At 43.2% G+C, this 19,641-nt stretch carries 19 protein-coding genes and 1 riboswitch; of the genes, 5 read left to right on the top strand and 14 right to left on the bottom strand.

What is annotated here, in order from left to right; all coding sequences use genetic code 11:
* Positions 1 to 428 precede the first annotated feature (428 nt).
* Together L1611_RS14730 and L1611_RS14725 are read right to left on the bottom strand one after the other, a co-directional pair.
* Entirely contained in the window at positions 429 to 2,444 is a 2,016-nt protein-coding gene (locus tag L1611_RS14730; RefSeq protein ID WP_236314374.1) for a penicillin-binding transpeptidase domain-containing protein, read from the bottom strand.
* Positions 2,445 to 2,571: 127 nt separating this feature from the next.
* Entirely contained in the window at positions 2,572 to 3,633 is a 1,062-nt protein-coding gene (locus L1611_RS14725) for an acyltransferase (RefSeq protein WP_236314372.1), read from the bottom strand.
* Between the two features lie 194 nt (positions 3,634 to 3,827).
* Here L1611_RS14725 and L1611_RS14720 point away from each other — a divergent pair, with 194 nt between their 5' ends.
* Positions 3,828 to 4,601 (top strand): GNAT family N-acetyltransferase, encoded by a 774-nt coding sequence (locus L1611_RS14720; RefSeq protein WP_236314370.1) that lies wholly within the window; start codon positions 3,828 to 3,830, stop codon positions 4,599 to 4,601.
* An 82-nt stretch (positions 4,602 to 4,683) separates the two neighbouring features.
* On the top strand, positions 4,684 to 5,220 hold the full coding sequence (locus tag L1611_RS14715) for a DUF2569 domain-containing protein (protein WP_236314368.1): 537 nt from the start codon (positions 4,684 to 4,686) through the stop codon (positions 5,218 to 5,220).
* Between the two features lie 308 nt (positions 5,221 to 5,528).
* On the opposite strand, the gene L1611_RS14710 is transcribed toward L1611_RS14715, so the two are convergent.
* The 10 genes from L1611_RS14710 to spoIIID all read right to left on the bottom strand — a co-directional run bounded on the left by L1611_RS14710 (position 5,529) and on the right by spoIIID (position 13,523).
* On the bottom strand, positions 5,529 to 6,665 hold the full coding sequence (locus tag L1611_RS14710; protein ID WP_236314366.1) for a DUF5667 domain-containing protein: 1,137 nt from the start codon (positions 6,663 to 6,665) through the stop codon (positions 5,529 to 5,531).
* 126 nt (positions 6,666 to 6,791) lie between these two features.
* Positions 6,792 to 6,875, bottom strand: a riboswitch (cyclic di-GMP riboswitch).
* Between the two features lie 403 nt (positions 6,876 to 7,278).
* Positions 7,279 to 7,443, bottom strand: a complete 165-nt coding sequence (locus tag L1611_RS14705; protein WP_225064805.1) for a hypothetical protein — start codon at positions 7,441 to 7,443, stop codon at positions 7,279 to 7,281.
* 148 nt (positions 7,444 to 7,591) lie between these two features.
* Positions 7,592 to 8,209, bottom strand: coding sequence for an arylformamidase (gene kynB / locus L1611_RS14700; RefSeq protein WP_236314364.1), 618 nt, complete (start codon positions 8,207 to 8,209; stop codon positions 7,592 to 7,594).
* A 27-nt stretch (positions 8,210 to 8,236) separates the two neighbouring features.
* Positions 8,237 to 8,671, bottom strand: coding sequence for a 3-hydroxyacyl-ACP dehydratase FabZ (fabZ, locus tag L1611_RS14695; protein ID WP_225064807.1), 435 nt, complete (start codon positions 8,669 to 8,671; stop codon positions 8,237 to 8,239).
* A gap of 73 nt (positions 8,672 to 8,744) precedes the next feature.
* Positions 8,745 to 9,332: a transposase gene (locus tag L1611_RS14690; RefSeq protein ID WP_236314363.1), complete on the bottom strand. Its 588-nt coding sequence runs from the start codon at positions 9,330 to 9,332 to the stop codon at positions 8,745 to 8,747.
* 591 nt (positions 9,333 to 9,923) lie between these two features.
* Positions 9,924 to 10,265, bottom strand: coding sequence for a DNA-directed RNA polymerase subunit beta (locus L1611_RS14685; RefSeq protein WP_236314361.1), 342 nt, complete (start codon positions 10,263 to 10,265; stop codon positions 9,924 to 9,926).
* Between the two features lie 22 nt (positions 10,266 to 10,287).
* Positions 10,288 to 11,115 (bottom strand): flagellar hook-basal body protein, encoded by an 828-nt coding sequence (locus L1611_RS14680; protein WP_236314359.1) that lies wholly within the window; start codon positions 11,113 to 11,115, stop codon positions 10,288 to 10,290.
* Between the two features lie 55 nt (positions 11,116 to 11,170).
* Positions 11,171 to 11,992 carry a flagellar hook-basal body protein gene (locus tag L1611_RS14675; RefSeq protein WP_236314357.1) on the bottom strand — a complete coding sequence of 274 codons (822 nt, stop codon included), beginning with the start codon at positions 11,990 to 11,992 and terminating at the stop codon, positions 11,171 to 11,173.
* Between the two features lie 114 nt (positions 11,993 to 12,106).
* Entirely contained in the window at positions 12,107 to 13,108 is a 1,002-nt protein-coding gene (gene mreB, locus L1611_RS14670) for a rod shape-determining protein (RefSeq protein ID WP_236314355.1), read from the bottom strand.
* Between the two features lie 148 nt (positions 13,109 to 13,256).
* Positions 13,257 to 13,523, bottom strand: a complete 267-nt coding sequence (gene spoIIID, locus L1611_RS14665; protein ID WP_221567262.1) for a sporulation transcriptional regulator SpoIIID — start codon at positions 13,521 to 13,523, stop codon at positions 13,257 to 13,259.
* Positions 13,524 to 14,205: 682 nt separating this feature from the next.
* Between spoIIID and L1611_RS14660 the strand changes: the two genes are divergently transcribed.
* The 3 genes from L1611_RS14660 to L1611_RS14650 are packed head-to-tail and all read left to right on the top strand — an operon-like array spanning position 14,206 to position 17,453.
* Positions 14,206 to 15,636 carry a circularly permuted type 2 ATP-grasp protein gene (locus L1611_RS14660; RefSeq protein ID WP_236314353.1) on the top strand — a complete coding sequence of 477 codons (1,431 nt, stop codon included), beginning with the start codon at positions 14,206 to 14,208 and terminating at the stop codon, positions 15,634 to 15,636.
* 12 nt (positions 15,637 to 15,648) lie between these two features.
* On the top strand, positions 15,649 to 16,590 hold the full coding sequence (locus tag L1611_RS14655; RefSeq protein WP_236314351.1) for an alpha-E domain-containing protein: 942 nt from the start codon (positions 15,649 to 15,651) through the stop codon (positions 16,588 to 16,590).
* On the top strand, positions 16,587 to 17,453 hold the full coding sequence (locus L1611_RS14650; RefSeq protein ID WP_236314349.1) for a transglutaminase family protein: 867 nt from the start codon (positions 16,587 to 16,589) through the stop codon (positions 17,451 to 17,453). The genes L1611_RS14655 and L1611_RS14650 overlap by 4 nt, the downstream gene beginning before the upstream one ends.
* A 45-nt stretch (positions 17,454 to 17,498) precedes the next feature.
* On the opposite strand, the gene L1611_RS14645 is transcribed toward L1611_RS14650, so the two are convergent.
* Positions 17,499 to 18,380 carry a DUF1028 domain-containing protein gene (locus L1611_RS14645; RefSeq protein ID WP_236314397.1) on the bottom strand — a complete coding sequence of 294 codons (882 nt, stop codon included), beginning with the start codon at positions 18,378 to 18,380 and terminating at the stop codon, positions 17,499 to 17,501.
* 360 nt (positions 18,381 to 18,740) lie between these two features.
* Positions 18,741 to 19,577 carry a stage II sporulation protein SpoIIQ gene (gene spoIIQ / locus L1611_RS14640; protein ID WP_236314346.1) on the bottom strand — a complete coding sequence of 279 codons (837 nt, stop codon included), beginning with the start codon at positions 19,575 to 19,577 and terminating at the stop codon, positions 18,741 to 18,743.
* Positions 19,578 to 19,641: the final 64 nt, after the last annotated feature.

Genomic DNA, 19,641 nt, shown 5'->3' with positions numbered 1-19,641 from the left:
TCTCATCCCAGAAAAACAGCCTTGTATGAGATTCGTGTTCCTCGGGTCGGAGATTTGCCTCCGGCTTCCTTCAGATTCCGGGTCGTCCCGGACACCCTTACCTTCAGCTAACGGCTACAACGACCTTCACCGTTCGGGACTTGAACCCTAGAGCGTGTGCACATGCCGGGCGCACAACCAAAATGTCCTGTGTCAATTCACAGGACATTTCTAATGTCATTTATGAGATATGTGCACCCGAAAAACGGGACTCTTTACAATACTAGCTGGCTGCTTTTTTACTCCGATCGCTTACATCTGTCAGACTCTTCTCTTCATTTTATACAACATTTGACCAAAAAACCTGAATTTCCCCAGCCACAAACTCACATGATTCGGGCGGAGACATACTATAGTCCGCTTTCATTTTCCGACATATAGTAAGGTGTTCATTCGCTTACGAGGATATCTTCGAACACCTTCTTGACTTTCGGTGTGACGTAATGACTGCCCCCGCGTTTTTTAACGTCTTCGATCATTACCGATACGAGAAGCGAAGGGTTTTCAGTATTCCAGGCGACGAACCAGCCGTTTTCCGTCCCCTCTTTATCATCCTTCGATTTTTTCAACTCTGCCGTACCTGTTTTGCCTGCCATTTTCACATTGGCAAGCTTCACATCGTTCGCTGTTCCATTTGGGCTTTCAACCACTTGAATGAGATCCTTCTCAACCGTGTTCGCGGTCTCCTCACTGATCACATTCTCTTTCCACGTTTGTGATTTTTCTTCATCCGTAAAAAGAATCGGTTTGACCATCGTCCCTTTAGTAATAAAAGGCGTATATGTCAGCCCCAGATGAAGTGTGCTCATTTCCACCTGTCCCTGCCCATATCCACTATCCGCCAATTGGCCTTCACTCGCAAAACCCCCCTTTGTGATTTTGGAAGATTCGATGCCTAGTGGGAATGGAATTTTTTCATCAAATCCGAACTTCTTGGATTCTTGTAAAAACGCATCCCCTCCAATATCCAGCATTGCCATTGCAAAATAGATATTATCCGAGCGGACAAGTGCATCCTGTAAATTGACTTGCGTGTCCGGACTTGGGACACGAGTGATGTAATGATTTCCACCCCAGGAATCCCTTTGCCAGCGGTTGTTCGCCGGGATCTTCTTTTCTGCGGCAGGGTCGATTGCTCCTGTTTCAAGTCCAATTGCAGCAGTAATCGGCTTGAATGTGGATCCTGGTGCATACGTGTTGCTGAAACGATTCCTCAACGGTGCAGAAGGATCGTTTATAAGGTTGTTGTACTTTTCACCAGTCACCCCCAGGTTCGGGTCATAGGAAGGTGTACTGACAAGCGCTAAGACTTCCCCGGTGGTCGGGTTAAGCGCAGCTGCTGAACCTTCGTCTTTCAACATTTGTTTAAAAAGCGATGACTGGACAGCTGAATCGATTGTTAGTGTAAAATCTTTGCCGTTAACCGGTTCGTTTTTAGCAAGCATATCTTTTGTTGTGCCATCTGCACCCTTGATGACGATTTGGCCCCCAGGTTGGCCCCTCAATTCTTCTTCAAGTGCTCTTTCAAGACCAGTTTTTCCTATGATGTCTTGAACCGTATATCCCTCGTCTTTCTTTTTCTCCAACTCATCAGCATTTACAGCGCCGACATAGCCTGTCAAATGAGCTGCGGCCGCTTTCAACGGATAGACCCGGGCTTTTTTTTCCTGGAATTTGGTCCCGTTAAGCGGGCGTATCGCTTCGATTTTCTCCCGTTCATCATCTGCCACCACACCAAGTGGGACAAAAGAATCTGGTTGGACCCAGGATTGATTCAATGCTTTGTCGATCTCCTCAACAGGTACATCGATCAATTTTGAAAGCTTTTCTTTTACCTCTTCCTTATCTTCTTTCAGCCAGGATGGGACAAGACCAACCTCTTGAACCACACCATTGATCGCAAGCCCCTCACCATTCACATCAAAAATCTCACCACGTTCAGGTTCAATCGTTGTGGCTGAAATGGTATCTCCCTCTTCCATACCAGTGAAAATCATCGATGGACTCCAATTGATTGCCCATTTCTCATTGTCTTCACTTTTTTCATGGACAAGCTCAGCTTGATAGGAAGTCTCGAGCGGGCCAGCGAGTGTATCCATTTTCACCGTATAATCGAACGTCGGCTTATCCTCTTCGTCGTATTTCTTCTCTTCCTCTGGTAATTTATAAGTAGCTTTCAAATTACTCATATTAATACCTTCATAAATGTTCGTGTACCGCTCAACAAACTTCTCCTCTGTAATCTGCTTTTTCGATTCCTCAGATAAAAGACTGTACATTTTAGCATAGTCCTGTTTTTCCCAAGCCTTCATATAACCTTCAAACGTTGTTTCAGGCTTCGGTTTATCAGAGCAACCGACAAGACTAAAAACGAGACAAATTAGAATGAATATTGATTTGCGCAAGTCTATCCCCCCTTAACCTTGGCTCACCTCTCTATAATACCATTATCTTCTTTATTTTTCCTATATAATGAAACCTGTTGAAAGCATAAAAAAAGACCCTGGAAAAAGAGTCTTTTTAGCCTTCTATTCATTTGTTCTGCATGCGGGGTACCGGAATGATATACTGCACAAATGACAACTTTCGGATTGCCTGGACGATTCCGATTGAGAGCAGCATCACCAGTATATACATGATCGGAAATCCTCTGGTCGCCCATGCGGTGTGTGGTAAAACTTGATTCAAAAACAACAATACCAAAGGGTGGACGAGGTAGATCCCCATGGATAGTGTTCCGATCAATTTCAAAGGACCATAAAGCAATCGTCTGCTCTGGATAACCGGGAACAGCCCAATGACAGCTATGCTTAATAATGGAATATTAATTAGATTCGTCATTCGGTTTGAAGGGATCGAACCCATTATCTGATATTCATAAATCGCTAGTACGTAAACCATTGCTACTAACAATAGTAATATAGCCTGGCTGGTCACAAGCTTTGTTACTGAACGCCAATAATAGGCTAAAAACCCGCCGAATATAAAGTAAAAAATCCATGTAAAAATGAATACACGATTACTCAAAAGAGCCCCCAAACCTTCTTGAACAGATATGAAATGCGATAGATTTATAAAAAATGCACTTATTGTAAATGAGGCTACCAAAGCAATCATCCATAAAAACTTTGTTTTAATTACCTGTAGCATGGGGAAAACCAAATAAAATTGGATGACGATCACCATGAAGTACAAATGATAAAAAGACGCTCCCATCAAGAAAGATTCTATAAAATCTTGCCCAGATGGCAAGGTTGCATTCAATACTATTACTTTGATCAGAAGGTAAAAAACACTCCAAACGACAAACGGCATTATGATTTTTGTGAATCGTGATTTTAAAAATCTTTGAAAATCAAACCCTTTTGCTTTTACCTGGTGGAATAATAAAAACCCGCTGATCAAGGCAAATGTCGGTGTCCCGAAACGCCCCAGCTGATTCAAGGCAAATGTCAGCCAATTGTAGGTCTGGCCATGCTGATTATAGTAGCTTGCACTAAGGTGTACAAGAACTACCCCGATACAAGCAAATGCCCGTAGAAAATGAATCTCTTCAAAAAATTTCCCTTTAGGTTTATCAAGTGTTTTCTCCACTAGTAAAACCTCCCCAACTTCATTACATTTATCAGTTCGCTGAAAACGGAGGTAAAGTGACCATTATCCCGTTTACAATTTATGTAAATAGTTGAGTTGGCACTATTCTTCCTTAATTGTAAAGTTTATGTTGCAGGAAGTTTAAGACTTGAAACGAAGTGACTTTTAGTTAGAGAAAAGAGGTTTCAACACCAATGGAACAATTGTGGGAATATGTACGTGGAGTGATGTGGGATCATGAGGAAGTCCCAGACAATGTTGGGTTTGTGGAACGTCCGGAAATATGGATGTACAGAACGGAAGGCTCTTCGAGTATTTTATCGAACAAAGTTGTAAAAGTGTCCGCAGAATCTGAGGAAGTGTTCTTAGCATTATTCAGGGAGATACAGGCCTTCTATCAGGAGAAGCCTTTCTCTTGGTGGATCGGGCCTGATTCATCACCTGAGGATTTAGTTTTAAAAGTCCAGTCGTTGGGGCTTGTACAGGAGGACACTTACTATGGACTCGTGAAAGCCGTTGGCCGATGGGAAAAAGTTAATCTGCCTTATACGGTTCGGAGTGTAGTTGATGAACAGGATGTCAGACATTATGTAGATGTAGCTGCAAAAATTTGGGGATATGAAGACAGGACAAAAGAAATGTTGGTCCGGCAAAGGCTTGAATACTTGAGGGATTCTAAAAGCAGAGGCGGATTTTTGATTGTCATGGACGAAGAGCACCCAGTTGCATATGCAGGATATCGATTCAGTGGGGATGGCGAAGCGGCGTATCTAGCAGGGACCGGTGTTTTATCAGAGTACCGGAGGCAAGGGATTTACCGAGCTCTTTTAGCAAAACGTATGGAGCTTGCGAGTTCTTACGGAAGCAACTGGCTGGTCACTCAAGCTCGGAAAGGCACCTCAGAACCGATTTTACGAAAACTTGGGTTTGAAGATTCAGGGAAATATGAAGTATATAAAAGAAGCTGAAATTCGGGTCATATGCTCTAGTTTCTGCTTGTTCGGTTCAGGGTATTAAATAGTAGATTTAGGGAATTGAAAGGAGATCATTATGGGATCAAAACACGAAGGGATCGCTGGATGGTTGATTTTGATTGTTGCAGGTCTTTTATTGGTTCCGATCCTTCGCCTCTACGCTCTATACCAAAGTTACATGACTGTTTATGATACGCCGGCATGGAGTTTGCTGACTGAACAAGGTAACCCGATTTATCACGCATGGTTTGCCCCTACTTTTTTTATCGGTGCAGGGGTCGATTATGTCATCATCATCTTATCATTGATTGCACTTTGGCTATTGTTCAAAAAAAGCCCGTCGTTTCCGAAGTTTATGATCAGCTTTCTGACTGGCGTGACAGTTTATGCAATCGCTGATGGATTCATCACCAACTGGATTTTCAGCTCACTTCCTATCTCTGACGAAATGCTTGTATATATTAAAAACCAATCCTATAGACAGCAGATCGGTTCACTGGTTTCAGCCTTGGTCTTGATCCCATATTTATTAAAATCCAAACGGGTCAAAGCAACCTTCTTAAAAGGGACAGGCATCCACCAACCCGTACCCCGTAACGGAATCTCCGTCTAACCCTGTAGCCTAATACTGTATCCGGTACATTTTAAGAACCCTTATGCAGCAAGGGTTCTTTTTACGTGCTATTTTTACGTGCCATTTTTACGTGCCATTTTTACGTGCCATTTTTACGTGCCAGGTACGTTTCGAGAACCCTTGAGGGCGTTGGGATGGTGGTTGGTGCCTGGTACACTTTGAGAACCCTTGAGGGCCTTGGGGTTGTGGTTGGTGCCTGGTACGTGTGTAGGTACGCATTTAAATTCAAATAAAAAGAAGGAGACCCGTGCAGTAGTGTGCGTTAAGGTCTCCTTATGTAGCCGGGATTAGTTTCGGCCGTTACCGTTACCTTTTCCGTTGTCTTTTCCACTATCTTTATCGTTGCCTTTATTTCCGTGTTCTTTATCCTTCTGACCATTTTTAACACTGTCATGATCTTTGGTGGGTTTTACACGTTCTTCGTTGGCTTCCCCTTGGTTTTTCTTGGCTTTTTCATCATTTTTTTTCGCTTCCACATGTTTTTCTTGAGCTTTCTCGCTCTTTTCTTCAGCTTTTACAACTCGCTTTTTTGTTTGTTCTTCAGCTTTCCCAGCTTGATCCTCAGATTTTGCAACTTTTTCTTCGGCTGGTTGTTCAGATTCTTCTTCTACAAGAACCTCTGCTTCTTCACCAGCTTCTTCCTCTTGACCAAGGTCTTCACTATTTTTATCTTCAAGCTTTGCGATTTTGTGATCGAGCTTTTCGAAGGCTTTTTGAACATTTCTCATTAAGGCAGCTTGAGCATTAGGGTTTGGTACTTTTACAAGAGCACCAAGCAGGGCATCGATGTTTTGTGACAATTTTACCTGAAGCTCGTCTTCTTCAGAACTCTCTTCATTCTCAGTTCCTTTTTCTTCAGTAGCTCCCTCGGCTTCTGTTGTTTCTTTAGCGGAATCATCGCCCTCTGCACCTTCTTCTGTTTCTTCTAAAGACTCTGCTTCCCCTGATTTTTTCATGGCGGCTTCCTGGGCAATCAAGGCTTCCTCAAGCGTCTTTTGAGCCAATTCATCTTCTCCGGCCGCAAATAGTGCATTCGCTTCTGCAATACGAGTGGCTGCGATGTCTGCCAGAATTTTTGCCTCTTCATATTCATCAAATGTAACAGCTAAGCGTACATTCTCGGCCATCTTTTTTACAAAATAGAAAAAGTAACCTGGTAATAGTGATGGTTCTTCTACTTCTTCAGTATTTTCATCTTCCATTGCTTCTTCTTCAGTACCCTCTTCTGAAGAAGACTCTTCATTTTCTGTTACTTCCTCTTCTGTCGTACCCTCTTCTCCAGTTGTGATTTCTTGCTCTGCTGATGATTCGTCTGAAACGTCTACTGTTGGGATAGCGTCATCTGTGTTCGCAAACGCAGCAGGTGGAGCTCCAAATAGTAAAAGTGAGGCTGCACTGATCGTTGCGGTCCATTTTTTGAACATGTTTTTCATTCTCCTCTGCACATTATTCATAAAAAAAAGCAGATTACCGAGGCCGTGTGAAACGTCCGACCCAGGAATATGCCAAAGGATCCTCATAATACCCGTATATGTATGTGTTTCTGGTCCTTAGGCAACTGGCTGACATAGGTATAACCTTTAGTCCCTATAGCTTTGCGTCACTACCTTTAGATAGCTTTGCCTTTATCTACTTTTCATTACTTTTAGTATACAAGAATTCGACAAGTTTTCCCAAGTAAAAAATACCTATTTTTTCAGATAATTTCTAGTTCCTTTATATTACATAACTTGCCAATTTTATAGCTTCGTTGCTTTTGGTATATATTTCATAGGATTAAAGCCCTTGCTGTACCTGGCACCGTTTTCAGTCCATTGGTATAATTGCGTTTTTTGTGGGTGCCTGGCACTTTTTATGAGTGCAGGAGTATCAAGGGGTTTGAAAATGTACCAGGCACCAATTTAAACCCCTTGTGTAGTAAAGCTTTGTAATTGGTGCCTGGTACAGTATTCAAGGCAAAAAAATAGAGCTGCTTATGGGCAGCTCCTAAGTGAGGATAGGGAGGTAGGATCATGTGCCTACGTTTTCAGTTTATAATCAAGAACCGTCTTCAGAAGTTTCGCCTTCACCACTTTCTTCAGTGTTCGTTTCTTCTTCAGTTGGTTCTTCATTAGTTGGTTCTTCTTCTGTTCCGTTACATGCTGTGATTAATATAATTGCGAATAATGCAGAGCCTAGTTTTGCGAGAAAGCTTTTCTTCACGGTAACCACTCCTTGTATCGCAAGTTTTGTGCTGGTTTGTGTACCAGCTACTTACAATATAGAGCATTTTCCGTAAGAATTGGGTAATTTTACTGAATGCATAAGATTACCTTACGATTTTAACATCGCCCTAACATCGGCTTAACAATCATCTGCGCAATATGGCTCTAACTGGGCTTGCATCGGATTCAGCCAGCGGTAATGGCAAGGCGATCAGTTCATAGACGCCTTCCTCTACATCATCCAAAATCACACCTTCAAGGATATGGATGTCATTGTTCAGCAAACTATGATGGGCGGCCAAATCCTTTGAATCTACCTGGTCGACGGAAGGAACGTCCACTCCGATCAGACGGATTCCTTTTTCTTTTAAAAATGGTGCAAGTTCTTCTGAAAGGCAGGTGATGGATTCCGGAAACTTGTTTCGATCAGCCCAGGACCCTGTTTTTATAAGCAATCGTTCCACCCCGTTAAAATCGTAACCCTGAAAATCTTTGGGTTCGATTGAGTCCCGCCCCTCTAAATGGACGACGAGTGCATCGCCGATATAAAGATCCGGCTGAAGATCCAGCATCTTTTTACCATGGTCGTCAAAATGAAACGGTGCATCGACATGCGTTCCGGTATGGGTGCTTAACGACAGGCTTCCGACGTTCACGGATCCTGTCTCTTCTTTCGTCCAGTTCAATTTAAAAGAAAAGGGAGTATCGCCAGGCCATGTTGGCACTCCCTTCTTCAGCGGTTGAGAAATGTCCCAAATTTTCATAAGCAAAACTCCCCTAATAATTGCTATCTATTCTTTCTTTTCTCCTAAAGCAAACATGATTTCAGCTTCACAGGCAACCTCTCCATCGACGGTTGCAACAGCTTGGCCCTTTCCCATCGAACCACGAACACGCGTCAATTCCACTTCAAGGCGCAATTGATCACCTGGGCGTACTTGACGTTTAAAACGGCATTTGTCAATCCCTGCAAAAAAGGCTAACCGGCCACGATTTTCTTCTTTTTTCAGAAGGGCGACCGCACCTACCTGCGCCAGCGCCTCTACGATTAGGACGCCTGGCATGACAGGATATTCAGGGAAATGTCCATTGAAAAAGTCTTCATTTGCGGTCACATTTTTGATTCCGGTTGCATGTTTACCTTCTTCGACTTCAAGAATTTTGTCCACGAGTAAAACCGGGTGGCGGTGTGGAATGATTTCCTTGATTTCATCGATATTCAACATATGTAGATCCTCCTATGTATTGCATTCTTTTTCCCTATCATAGCACAAAATATCTTCAAAAAATAAATCCGGGTTAAAGTGCGGATTTCAATGTCTTTTCGAGATTATCACCTGTTATGGATGCGGTCGGGTCATTTTCTGCGAATTTTTTGTATTCGATATTTTGAGGATATGGAAAATGGGAGAGTACGGGGTAAGGATTTACGTAAGGGAGCCTGTGGAAATCAACATATGTCCGATAACTGCTCCATTCATAAGCCCCTGGTGTTGCTGCTAGATCAGCTTTTACTGGGTTAAGGTGGATATATTTGCTGACATCCATTTGGTAGTTCGGCGATTGGATCAATTTGGCACCATAGCGTCCCTGGAAAACATGGCCGACAAACTCATATTTCTTATTAAAAAAGAGTGCATAACGATGATGGATCTTTCTCATGATTTGTTGGGCTGCTGAAAAGTGGGTTTTCAATTGAAGGTGGATGTGATTGGTCATCAGGCAGTAGGAATACAGGTCGAAGGTAAATTCTGACTGGGCTTCACCGAGGATTTTCATATATTTATGGCGGTCTTGGTTGTCGTAAAAAAGAGGCGTCTTGCGATTTCCACGCGAGGTGATATGGTACTCCGCTCCGGGATACCATACCCTTGGCTTCCGAGGCATAACTTCACTCCTTTAAAGTAATTGGTTTATTTGGATCAGAGGCTTTCAGAGAAGATTTTGGGGAGTTGCTTATGATGTCGAATAAAGATGAAGATACCAATATTATACCGTTAAATAGATAAATATGGAAAATATTTTTAGCATTTTTTACTAGATGGAATTCATTGATTAATTTGGGGGCGCGTTTTTCGGTACCTGGCACCGATTTGAACCCCTTCTCTCCCATGACTTCTCAGAAAGTGCCTGGCACCGATTTGAACTCCTTCTCTCACATGGCTTCTTAGAAAGTGCCTGGCACCGATTTGAACTCCTTCTCCCCCATGACTTCTCAGAAAGTGCCTGGCACCGCCACCTTGGTACCATTACAGCAACATCGGGTTGGCGGAATTGGATTTGCATAAGAAAAGCGCAAACACCCGGGTTAGCCACGAAGGTCGTGGTAGTTCGACGAGGAGGCTATCGCCCACAGGAGGACTGAAGTGATCCAAGTGTTTAGGCGTTGGAGCTAGCCAACTTCGAAACAAAATTTTTATACTTTCTTAAATAAAAAGCCTGTTGGAGGCGGTCCATAACCGCTTCCAACAGGCTTTTTTATGCATCTTTTTTGACAATATCAACAATGTGCTGCCATGTGTCTTTTTTGAAGACGTCCATCATGTTTCCGTCCCCGACTACTCCATACCCTACTGCCAGACCTCCTGCTAAGCAAAGCGCGAACAATAAAATAATGATGATCAACCGCAGCCAGATCGGTACAAGGCGCTCCCGAAGCCTATCTGACCGAACTTTCTGTTGTTTACGCTCTTCCCGTGAAGAAGGCGAGCTTTCCTCGTTCTTCTTCGATTTTATTCTTGTTAGTTTATTTTTACTTGCCTTAAATGCTTCTCTTAATGAAGATCGCTCATTTTTGGCTTCTGTATTTTTTTGAATCATATTAACTCCCCATTAATCCTGCTTAACGAATGGTATTCACTAGTCCCATCATCTGGTCAGCCATCGTTACAGCCCTGGCATTCATTTGATAAGAACGTTGTGTAGTTAAAAGTTCTGTCATCTCATGGGCGACATTGACATTGGATTGCTCTAATGCACCTTGTTGGATCAAACCTTCCATTTGCTCCACTTGTGCAACAGCTTGTCCAACCGCTGTACCGGCACCAACTCTAAAACGATTATCTCCAGAAGCTTCCAATAACTGCGGTCGTACAATTTCCGCCAAAGCCAATTGGCCAGCATTTACAACTGTCTGATCAGGCATTGTCACTCGGATCGTTCCATTTCCATTGATCGATATCGATTCAAATCCTGCAGGTATCTCAATTGGACCGTTTTCACCCATTATACGATCCCCATTCGCAGCAGTAAGTTGTAATTGATCAGGATTTCCTTCTACTGGATTCAAGTAAAAAGACCCTTCCCTTGTATATTCAATGATTTCGACATTATTTTCAAGTGTTTTCGAAATTTGAAACATGACGTTCTGGTTCAATAAAGCGACATCCAGTTTCCTACCCGTTTCTAGAACACTACCCTGTTCTAGACGAAGGACTGTCCCAGAAACCCGTGATCCACTTCCAAGACGAATGCCATCTGGTGTCTGCCGTCCTATCTCAGCTCTCTGGTTTGGCTGATTGTTCATCTCTTGGACTAGTAAATCAGAAAATTGTACGTTGCGTCTCTTAAATCCATATGTATTACTATTCGAAAGATTATTGGAAATCGTGTCTAGTTGATGTTGCAGTTGTCCCATCGATACAGAAGCCGTAATCATCGATCGATTCATCTTTCTACCTCCTGAAAATCTATCCTATTAAAGCAAGTCTTTTAAAATTATTAGATCAACCTAGTCTACCAATTTCATTCGAAGCTTTTTCCATCGTCCGATCGTAAGCTTGTAGAACCTTCTGGTTGGCTTCGAATGTCCGATAAGCATTCATCATCTCTACCATCGTCTGTTCAACATCTACATTCGATCGCTCAATAAATCCTTGTTTCAACTGATAGGTAACTTCGGGGTTGGCAGCTGAAGGAATGATCACATCCTCATTTTCAGCTATGAAAAGGCCGTTCCCTGCTTTTTCAAGTTGATCTGGATTTTCTACCAGCGCAACATTCACTTGTACGCCAAGCTCTGGAATCAACCCATTGGAATCCATCGTAAAATCAGATCCCTCTATCTGGATCCGGTTCCCGTTCGTATCCAACACAAAGTCACCATTACTCGTTACGAGATTACCATTCGCGTCGAGTGAAAAATTCCCGTTCCGTGTCAATTGTGTCGCACCCTGTTCCGTTTCTACAGTAAAAAACAAAGCTCCTTGGGATCCAGTCTCTTCGTTAAAAGGAACAGTGCCTTGAAGGAGAGCAATATCGAGGTTGTTTCCGGTCTCCTGAAGGTCACCCTGGCGAAAATTCGGCATTGTCTCTTGCATATAAACAGCAGTGGCAAGCGAACCGACTTGCTTTTTAGTAGATATGGAATTTCCTCCGATACTCGCCTCTCCTAGACGACTCAACAGCATTTCCGGAAATGCCCGTAAAGACGACTGATCCGCTTTAAAGCCTGGCGTATTTGCATTTGAAAGGTTATTCGTCAATAGATCTTGCCGTCTTTGTTGTGAAATCATCCCGGAAGCCGCTGTGTAAAAACCTCGAAACATAATGCACTCCTCCTTCATTCTTTGTGTATCACAACAAACCTGGTGTCCTGGCTTGTCCATTTTAAAACTAGTAAAGATAATTGGTAGTAGCTGTTTAATAGATCAATCGAACTTTCAAGACGTTTTTTGCTTCGGTAACTTATCGATATGTTCAAGCATCAGACCCGTTCCACGTGCTACGCATGTCATTGGATCATCTGCTACGTGGACCGGAACCTTCAATTCTTCGGCAAACAGTTGCTCGATTCCATGTAAAAGAGCACCTCCGCCAGTGAGGATGATACCGCGGTCAATGATATCAGCTGAAAGTTCAGGAGGTGTTTTTTCCAAAACGCTTTTTGCAGCCATAACAATCGAATTGACAGATTCTTTCAAAGCTTCCTCAATTTCCGAGGATCGGATCATGATGTTACGTGGCAAACCACTTACCATGTCACGCCCACGAATCTCCATTTGTTCATCACGAGCACCTGGAAAGACCGTCGCGACTTGTATCTTGATATTTTCGGATGTTCGTTCGCCAATTAAAAGCTTGTACCTATGTTTTATGTATTGAAGAATATCCTGGTCGAACTTGTCCCCCGCCATTTTAATCGAAGAGGCGGTGACGATATCGCCCATGGATAGAACGGCAACATCTGTTGTCCCACCGCCTATGTCAACGACCATGTTCCCGTATGGTTGAAAAATATCCATACCAGCACCAATTGCGGCAACCTTCGGCTCTTCTTCAAGGAATACGTGTTTCGCTCCACTCTTTTGTGCTGCTTCACGGATTGCTTTTTGTTCAACGGTCGTAATATTCGTTGGAGTACAGATTAAGATCCTTGGCTTGCCTATCAGCCCCCTCACGTTAATCTTATCCAAGAAATATTTCAGCATCGCTTCAGTCATTTCGAAATCCGCGATCACCCCATCTTTCAACGGTCTTGTCGCAACTATATTTCCAGGAGTTCGCCCAACCATTCTACGCGCTGCTTCACCTACCTCTAACACCCGATTATGATGGGTATCAATAGCGACCACTGACGGCTCGTCAAGGACAATCCCCCGTCCTTTGACATAAATGAGTACGTTAGCGGTACCCAAATCAATGCCTACATCTCTAGAAAACATGCGGTAAATCCTCCCTAATCCAGACTAGTTCTATTGGTTGTATGATTTGTTAAAATTATGTAGTTCATCCATTATATTATTTTATCATAGATTGTGTAGAATAGGGACAAAATTTGTCAAAAAATAGTACATAATCACTACCCAAAAACTAATTGACCACCTTTTCGGTCGATTTTTTGTATTTTTCCCGAGTAGCTTCACCACCACGGAGATGTCGTACCGATTTATGGTACTCCAATATCTCTTTGACACTGTTGGCCAGCTCCGGGTTGATTTCAGGTAATCGTTCCGTTAAATCTTTGTGGACAGTACTTTTCGAAACACCGAATTCCTTTGCAATCATTCGAACGGTTTTTCTTGTCTCCACGATATACCTGCCTATCTTGATGGTTCGTTCTTTGATGTAATCGTGCACACCACTCGCCTCCCTAAATTGGATGTAAGAGGTGCGAAATGAGACTTCAATATCTAGGCTGCGATATGTTAAATTGTCATCTTCCCCCTATGAACAAAATGACTGCTAAGCTCGCACGCAGCTTTACGTAGACTTCTCATCGCGGTCCCCTAAAGTTCGTTTTGTAACATTTTATTATTAGGAGTGTGTTTATATACCTAAAAGTCAAGTGGGACAAGGGAATTTGTTTACTTTTACTTGAAACAGCCTTTACAAACGCTTGCTGTGCAATGTCCACTGCTCACAGACAAGCCTATAAAATGTACCAAAAGTTTGAAAATTTTCTTTGTGACGGTGCCAGGTATATTTTCAGATCCCGCTCTGAGCAAGGCTTTTGAAAGTGTACCAGGCACCATTTCTAACCCCACTCTATACAGGGCTTTTGAAAGTGTACCAGGCACCGATATGGACCCCATCTCTGACAAGGCTTCGTGATCGGTGCCTGGTACACAAATCACTCATTTTTTGAGTTTTTCATACATGTTTTTTGTTCTCGTGTAAAAACTCTAAGGATTCTTCATATTTCGACAGTATTAGTGGTTTTACAATCTTGATAATAGGTATTCTATAGTGTATTCTTTAAATGTTAGAATTTTCGAATAATATTTAGCCTAAATAAAATAATAATGGGAGGGGACACTGAATGTTCAAAACATACGAAACTAAGTCATTCTTTGATGAAATGCTCCAAGAAAGAGAAAAGCCGCGTGCTCATTACCAAACCCTCTATAATCGTTTATCCACCCTTCCCGAGGATGAACTGCAAGCCCGACATGAAGCTGCCCAGCAGAATTTCCTCCGACAGGGCATCACCTTCACCGTCTATAACGACGATCAAGGAGCCGAGCGTACAATCCCCTTTGATTTCGTTCCGAACATCATCCCGAAGGACGAATGGCTACAGCTTGAAAAGGGCCTCATTCAGCGTGTCAAAGCGCTCAACCTATTCTTAGACGACGTTTATAATGACCAGCAGATTTTAAAAGATGGTCTTATTCCTCGAGAACTCGTCGTCACCTGTAAGTACTTTTATCCCCAAGTTACGAAAATCAAAGTTCCGCGAAGAAACCATATTTTTATGGCTGGCATAGATTTGATTAAAGATGAAAATGGAGAGTTCCGCGTCCTTGAGGACAATCTTAGGAATCCATCCGGGCTATCTTATGTATTCCAGAATCGTTATGTCATGCGTCACGTTTTCCCTGACTTTTTGCAAGATTATAATGTCGTTTCACTAGAAAACCAATTCACTCACATACACGACGCTCTATCTTCCATCGCACCGAACAATATCACAATGCCGAACATCGTACTCTTGACTCCTGGCGTTTACAATTCTGCTTATTTTGACCATAGTTTCATAGCCCAGCAGCTAGGCATTGAACTTGTCGAAGGCCGTGACCTGCTCGTCCGGGACAGAATCGTCTATATGAAAACGACCAGAGGATTGAAACGTGTAGATGTGATCTACCGGCGTATTGATGATGAGTTCCTCGATCCACTTGAGTTCCGTCCGGATTCCATGCTTGGTGTTGCAGGCCTTCTCGATGCTTATCGTGCCGGCAATGTGACGATCAGCAACGGCATCGGAAACGGTGTGGCAGATGACAAGGCCATCTATCATTATGTACCGAACATGATCCGCTATTACCTCGGTGAGGATCCAATCATCCGGAATGTCGAGACTTACTTTTTACGTGATGAGGAACAACGGAAATACGTATTGGAAAACCTCGATCAACTTGTCGTCAAGCAGACAGACGGATCCGGCGGATATAATCTTTTGATCGGCCCCCATGCTACTGAACAAGAACGCGAGGATTATAGGGTTCAGATCGAGAAAAATCCATCGAATTACATTGCACAACCGATGGTCACGCTCTCAAGGATGCCTGTTTTTAGAGGAGAAGAGTTTTCTGGCTGCCACATTGACGTCCGTGCATTTGTATTCAACGGGGAGCATCCGCATGTTTTCCCTGGTGGCCTGACAAGGGTTGCTTTGAAAGAGGGATCGCTCGTCGTCAATTCTTCACAAGGCGGTGGATGTAAAGATACGTGGGTCATGACCGACTAAGGAGGGACAAGCATGCTAAGCAGAGTTTCAAATTCACTATATTGGATGTCACGCAATATTGAGCGTGCAGAGAACACTGCCCGCCTCATTTCAGTACGATTGATCGGAAGTATTGAACATAAAGAAAATCACTGGGATGAACTGATTTCCATCAGCGGGGCAAATGAGGATTTCGAAAAACGCTATGATAAGTATGATGCCCGGTCCGTCATGGACTTCATGTCATTCTCAAGTGACAACCCGAATTCGATTTTAAATTGTGTAAAACTAGCCCGGGAGGATGCACGCGCAATTCGCGAAATCATTCCGCAAGAATTATGGGAAATGATGAATTCCTTCTACTGGGAGGTCAAACAATACAAGTATGAAAACTGGACCGTGGATTCGATCGATGATTTTTACCAGATGATCATCCGCCAATCCGCCCTTTTCCAGGGGATGGTTGAAGCGACATTGTCATTTGATGAAGCGTATTTGTTCATTAAAATGGCTAAGTTCATCGAACGTGCTGAAAAAACATCTCGAATCCTGAATATCTATTATTATCGTTCAGAGGATCCAGAACACAACGATCCTTCACTTTACCGACATTGGTTTGCGGTCCTTCAATCTGTGAGCGGGCATGAGGCCTATTTAAAAAAGCACCATCCATTCATCACCGGTGAACGTGTTATCGAATTCCTGCTGTTCGACGAAGCGTTTCCCCGCTCGATCAATTACTGTCTGGAGCAGGTCTACAACGTTTTCCAAGAACTTGAGAACGGTAAAATCGAGCATTATTCAGAGGACCTGCATCAATTGATCGGCGAGATGCGCCTAGATTTTAAAACGATGTCGGTCATTGATGTCATCACGGAGGATATCCATCAATTTTTACAACGATTCCAATCCAATTGTTCTCAGCTCGGGCGTTTGATCAACAAAACCTACTACCTAGGAGAAGTCGGCGTATGAAATACAGGGTCACCCAGCATACACACTACACATACGAGCTACCAGTGAGCCATAGCATCAATCAGTTTCGCCTAAAACCGACTGATGATATGAAACAAGAATGCATCTCCTTTAAAAAGGAAATCACCCCGAACGTTCCGTCATATGTTCATTACGATTATTGGGGGAATCACGTGGAGACATTCTATGCATGGGAGGACCATGAGGAACTTCTGCTTGTAACGACGTCCGAGGTGACGATCGATTCATTTGCTTTTAAGGAGGCTTATTCGTTCAGTCCTCAGATGAAGGATGCTCTCTTTTCTCAAGGTTTCAAAGAGCAATATGCTGAATTTTTAATGAAAACCGGTTATACGACTCTTCCTGATGAGGTTTGTAAGAAGATTACAGAGCCTTTGTGGAAGGAATGCAATGACCCATTCGATTTTGTAAAGCTGGTAAGCAAATACATTTATGACACCTTCACTTATACACCCGGTTCAACGACTGTGAATACAACCGCTTCCGAAGCTTGGGAAAACAAAGTCGGGGTCTGTCAGGATTATACCCATCTGATGCTGGCATTATGTCGGTCCCGCGGAATTCCAGCCCGGTATGTAAGCGGATATTTGTATATTGGTGAAAATTTAGCTATGCGCGGGGATGCTGCTACGCATGCCTGGGTCGAGGTGAAGCTGCCGACTGCCGGGTGGATCGGTTTCGACCCGACGAATAACGTGCTCGTAAAAAACCAGCATATCCGAGTCGCGGTTGGTCGGGATTATACTGATATCGTTCCGTTAAAAGGGGTTTATCACGGAGGGATACAGAAGCTTGATGTGAAGGTCAGCGTCTATGCAATAGAGGAAAATGTAACAGCTTGATAGAGATTAAAAAGCGGAAGGCTTGGAAGCCTTCCGCTTATTGTTCTATTGTGCCCTTTTCATGAATTCCAGAATTTCAAGATCGATGTAACCTCGTTTCTGCTCCCTCTCTTCAAAATTTTCCTGATGGATGAGCACACGTAAAGCATCTAGTACCGCATCCTCTGAATGTTCGTCGCTTCTTTCAAGATAGCCGAGGCGTTCAAGCTCAACTACTAACTGATGGAAAACGTCCCCTTTTATTTCAACAATGTTCTTTTCTCTTGACCGTGAAAAATAAAGCTGATGTAGATCATGGATCCTGATCAATTCTTTGATCGGCTCCTTGTGGTCATCTACACGGAGATCAATAGCTCTGTCATTGAACCCTCCATATCCGCCTTTTTCTTTTACGATCAAAAGAGCGGCTGATTGTTTCCCACGACTGTCACCACCTGCATGCTGGCCAGCATTCAAGGCAGTAAGAAGGCGATGGGCCAAAGTTCCTTCTGTACCCTCGTATGTTACTCCCATCTGATCGACTGTTTCCTTGTTGACGAGAATGTTCCCCTGAGCAGCATAATGTTTACCCGTACAACCGCCTGCCCAATCATAGCAGTCTTTTCCGGTAAACGTAGCTGTATTCCCTTTTGCATCCACTATTCCTACCTGACGGAGCTCCCGGTCCTCATCCTCTTCCGTCAGCAGCCTGATTGTTTCTTCGGCAGACTTTCCTGACTCCATATATCCGATGCCTTTCGGACCATAAGAGGTATTGGCGAACGATTGTGTTGCTACTGCCCCTACACCCGCTTTCGCCCATGGAACAACAGATCCCACGCCTATGAACTTGGACTGGACCGCGATGCCAAGCTCTTCTGTTTCCGGATCAAAACCGACAATTGAAAACGTTGCTACCAAATTATTTGGAACCTTACCTGGATACACGAACGAACACTCTCCCTTCTCAACCTCTAGACAGTTATTCTCGATGTCCACCCCATTCCCTTTTTCATCGCAGAAAAAACCCCGTACCAGGCACCAATTACGATCCCTTACTGTGCTTGAGTTCCCGTTCGGTGCCTGGTACACTTTCAGATCCCTTACTGCGCTTGAGTTCCTGTTCGGTGCCTGGTACACTTTCAGATCCCTTACTATGCTTGGGTTCCCGTTCGGTGCCTGGTACACATACAGGTAGGTACACATACAGGATACACTTTCAAAGCACCTTGAAGGAGAAAAGAAAAAAGCCCTGGAGTTTCTCCAGAGCTTGTCTAGTGTTGTATTTATCTTGACGCTTCAAGTGGTTTAAGCGTCAGATTGATCTTCATCCTCAATAGAGTTTTCTTGTGGTTGAGCGTCATCAGTTTGGGTTTCGCTTGACGGGTTTGCGTTCTCTTCCTCAGCCTCAACATCTGCTTCTTCTTTTGCATCAGCATCAGTGTCTTCATCAGTAAGAGTTTCGTTCACTTCTTGCTTTTGAGCAGGAATGTCAGTGACTGTTTTTCCGAAGAATTCTTCAGGGTTGACAGCTACTCCATCCTTGCGTACTTCAAAGTGTGCGTGAACTTGTGCTTCCTTGTCAAGAAGGCTCATACCTGCTGTACCTAGGACATCACCTTGCTTAACAGTGTCACCCTTTTCAACTTTTAGGTCTTCAAGGCTAGAGTAGTGAGTCACTACACCGTTATCGTGTTCGATGTGGACGAAGTATCCTACTAGTGGATCTTGTCCAGCATCTACAACTTTACCACTCAAGCTTGCCATTACGTCGAAAGGTTCACCGCTCTCAGTCGCATAGTTGATTCCTTTATTCTGGAAGTAGGTATTATTATAGAATACGAGAGCTGCTTCTTGATCTGCTTCAGATGCTTCACTGTCATAGAATTTTCTTTGAACAGTAATTTCATCAGAAACTGGTGACTTAAGTACTTCTGAGTCTGACATTACTGGTACTGAATCTTGGTCTTCAAAACCGATTGGATCTGCTTCATCATTAAGTTTTTCTCCAATACTATTTTGATACCAAAGAACAGAGGCCAAAATCACTGCTGCAAACCCAAGATATACTGCCGGATAAACCCAACGCTTCTTTTTGTACCACTTTGCCTTAAGAGGATTTTTTTGTTTTTCTTCTTCTCTCATTTTGCATCACCTCAGCAACATTGTTGGCACATTTTTCAAAATATATACATTCCGATAAATTTTT

This window comes from Pseudalkalibacillus salsuginis (assembly GCF_021646685.1).
In the GTDB taxonomy this organism is placed as follows: domain Bacteria; phylum Bacillota; class Bacilli; order Bacillales; family Fictibacillaceae; genus Pseudalkalibacillus; species Pseudalkalibacillus salsuginis.
Note: the sequence above shows the minus strand (reverse complement) of the source record. Positions and strands in the feature narration are given on the sequence as shown.

Coding starts and splice junctions, on each gene's coding strand:
- L1611_RS14720 (WP_236314370.1), top strand. CDS start 3,828: ATGGAACAATTGTGGGAATATGTACGTGGAGTGATGTGGGATCATGAG.
- L1611_RS14715 (WP_236314368.1), top strand. CDS start 4,684: ATGGGATCAAAACACGAAGGGATCGCTGGATGGTTGATTTTGATTGTT.
- L1611_RS14710 (WP_236314366.1), bottom strand. CDS start 6,665: ATGTTCAAAAAATGGACCGCAACGATCAGTGCAGCCTCACTTTTACTA.
- kynB (WP_236314364.1), bottom strand. CDS start 8,209: ATGAAAATTTGGGACATTTCTCAACCGCTGAAGAAGGGAGTGCCAACA.
- fabZ (WP_225064807.1), bottom strand. CDS start 8,671: ATGTTGAATATCGATGAAATCAAGGAAATCATTCCACACCGCCACCCG.
- L1611_RS14690 (WP_236314363.1), bottom strand. CDS start 9,332: ATGCCTCGGAAGCCAAGGGTATGGTATCCCGGAGCGGAGTACCATATC.
- L1611_RS14685 (WP_236314361.1), bottom strand. CDS start 10,265: ATGATTCAAAAAAATACAGAAGCCAAAAATGAGCGATCTTCATTAAGA.
- L1611_RS14680 (WP_236314359.1), bottom strand. CDS start 11,115: ATGAATCGATCGATGATTACGGCTTCTGTATCGATGGGACAACTGCAA.
- L1611_RS14675 (WP_236314357.1), bottom strand. CDS start 11,992: ATGTTTCGAGGTTTTTACACAGCGGCTTCCGGGATGATTTCACAACAA.
- mreB (WP_236314355.1), bottom strand. CDS start 13,108: ATGTTTTCTAGAGATGTAGGCATTGATTTGGGTACCGCTAACGTACTC.
- L1611_RS14660 (WP_236314353.1), top strand. CDS start 14,206: ATGTTCAAAACATACGAAACTAAGTCATTCTTTGATGAAATGCTCCAA.
- L1611_RS14655 (WP_236314351.1), top strand. CDS start 15,649: ATGCTAAGCAGAGTTTCAAATTCACTATATTGGATGTCACGCAATATT.
- L1611_RS14650 (WP_236314349.1), top strand. CDS start 16,587: ATGAAATACAGGGTCACCCAGCATACACACTACACATACGAGCTACCA.
- spoIIQ (WP_236314346.1), bottom strand. CDS start 19,577: ATGAGAGAAGAAGAAAAACAAAAAAATCCTCTTAAGGCAAAGTGGTAC.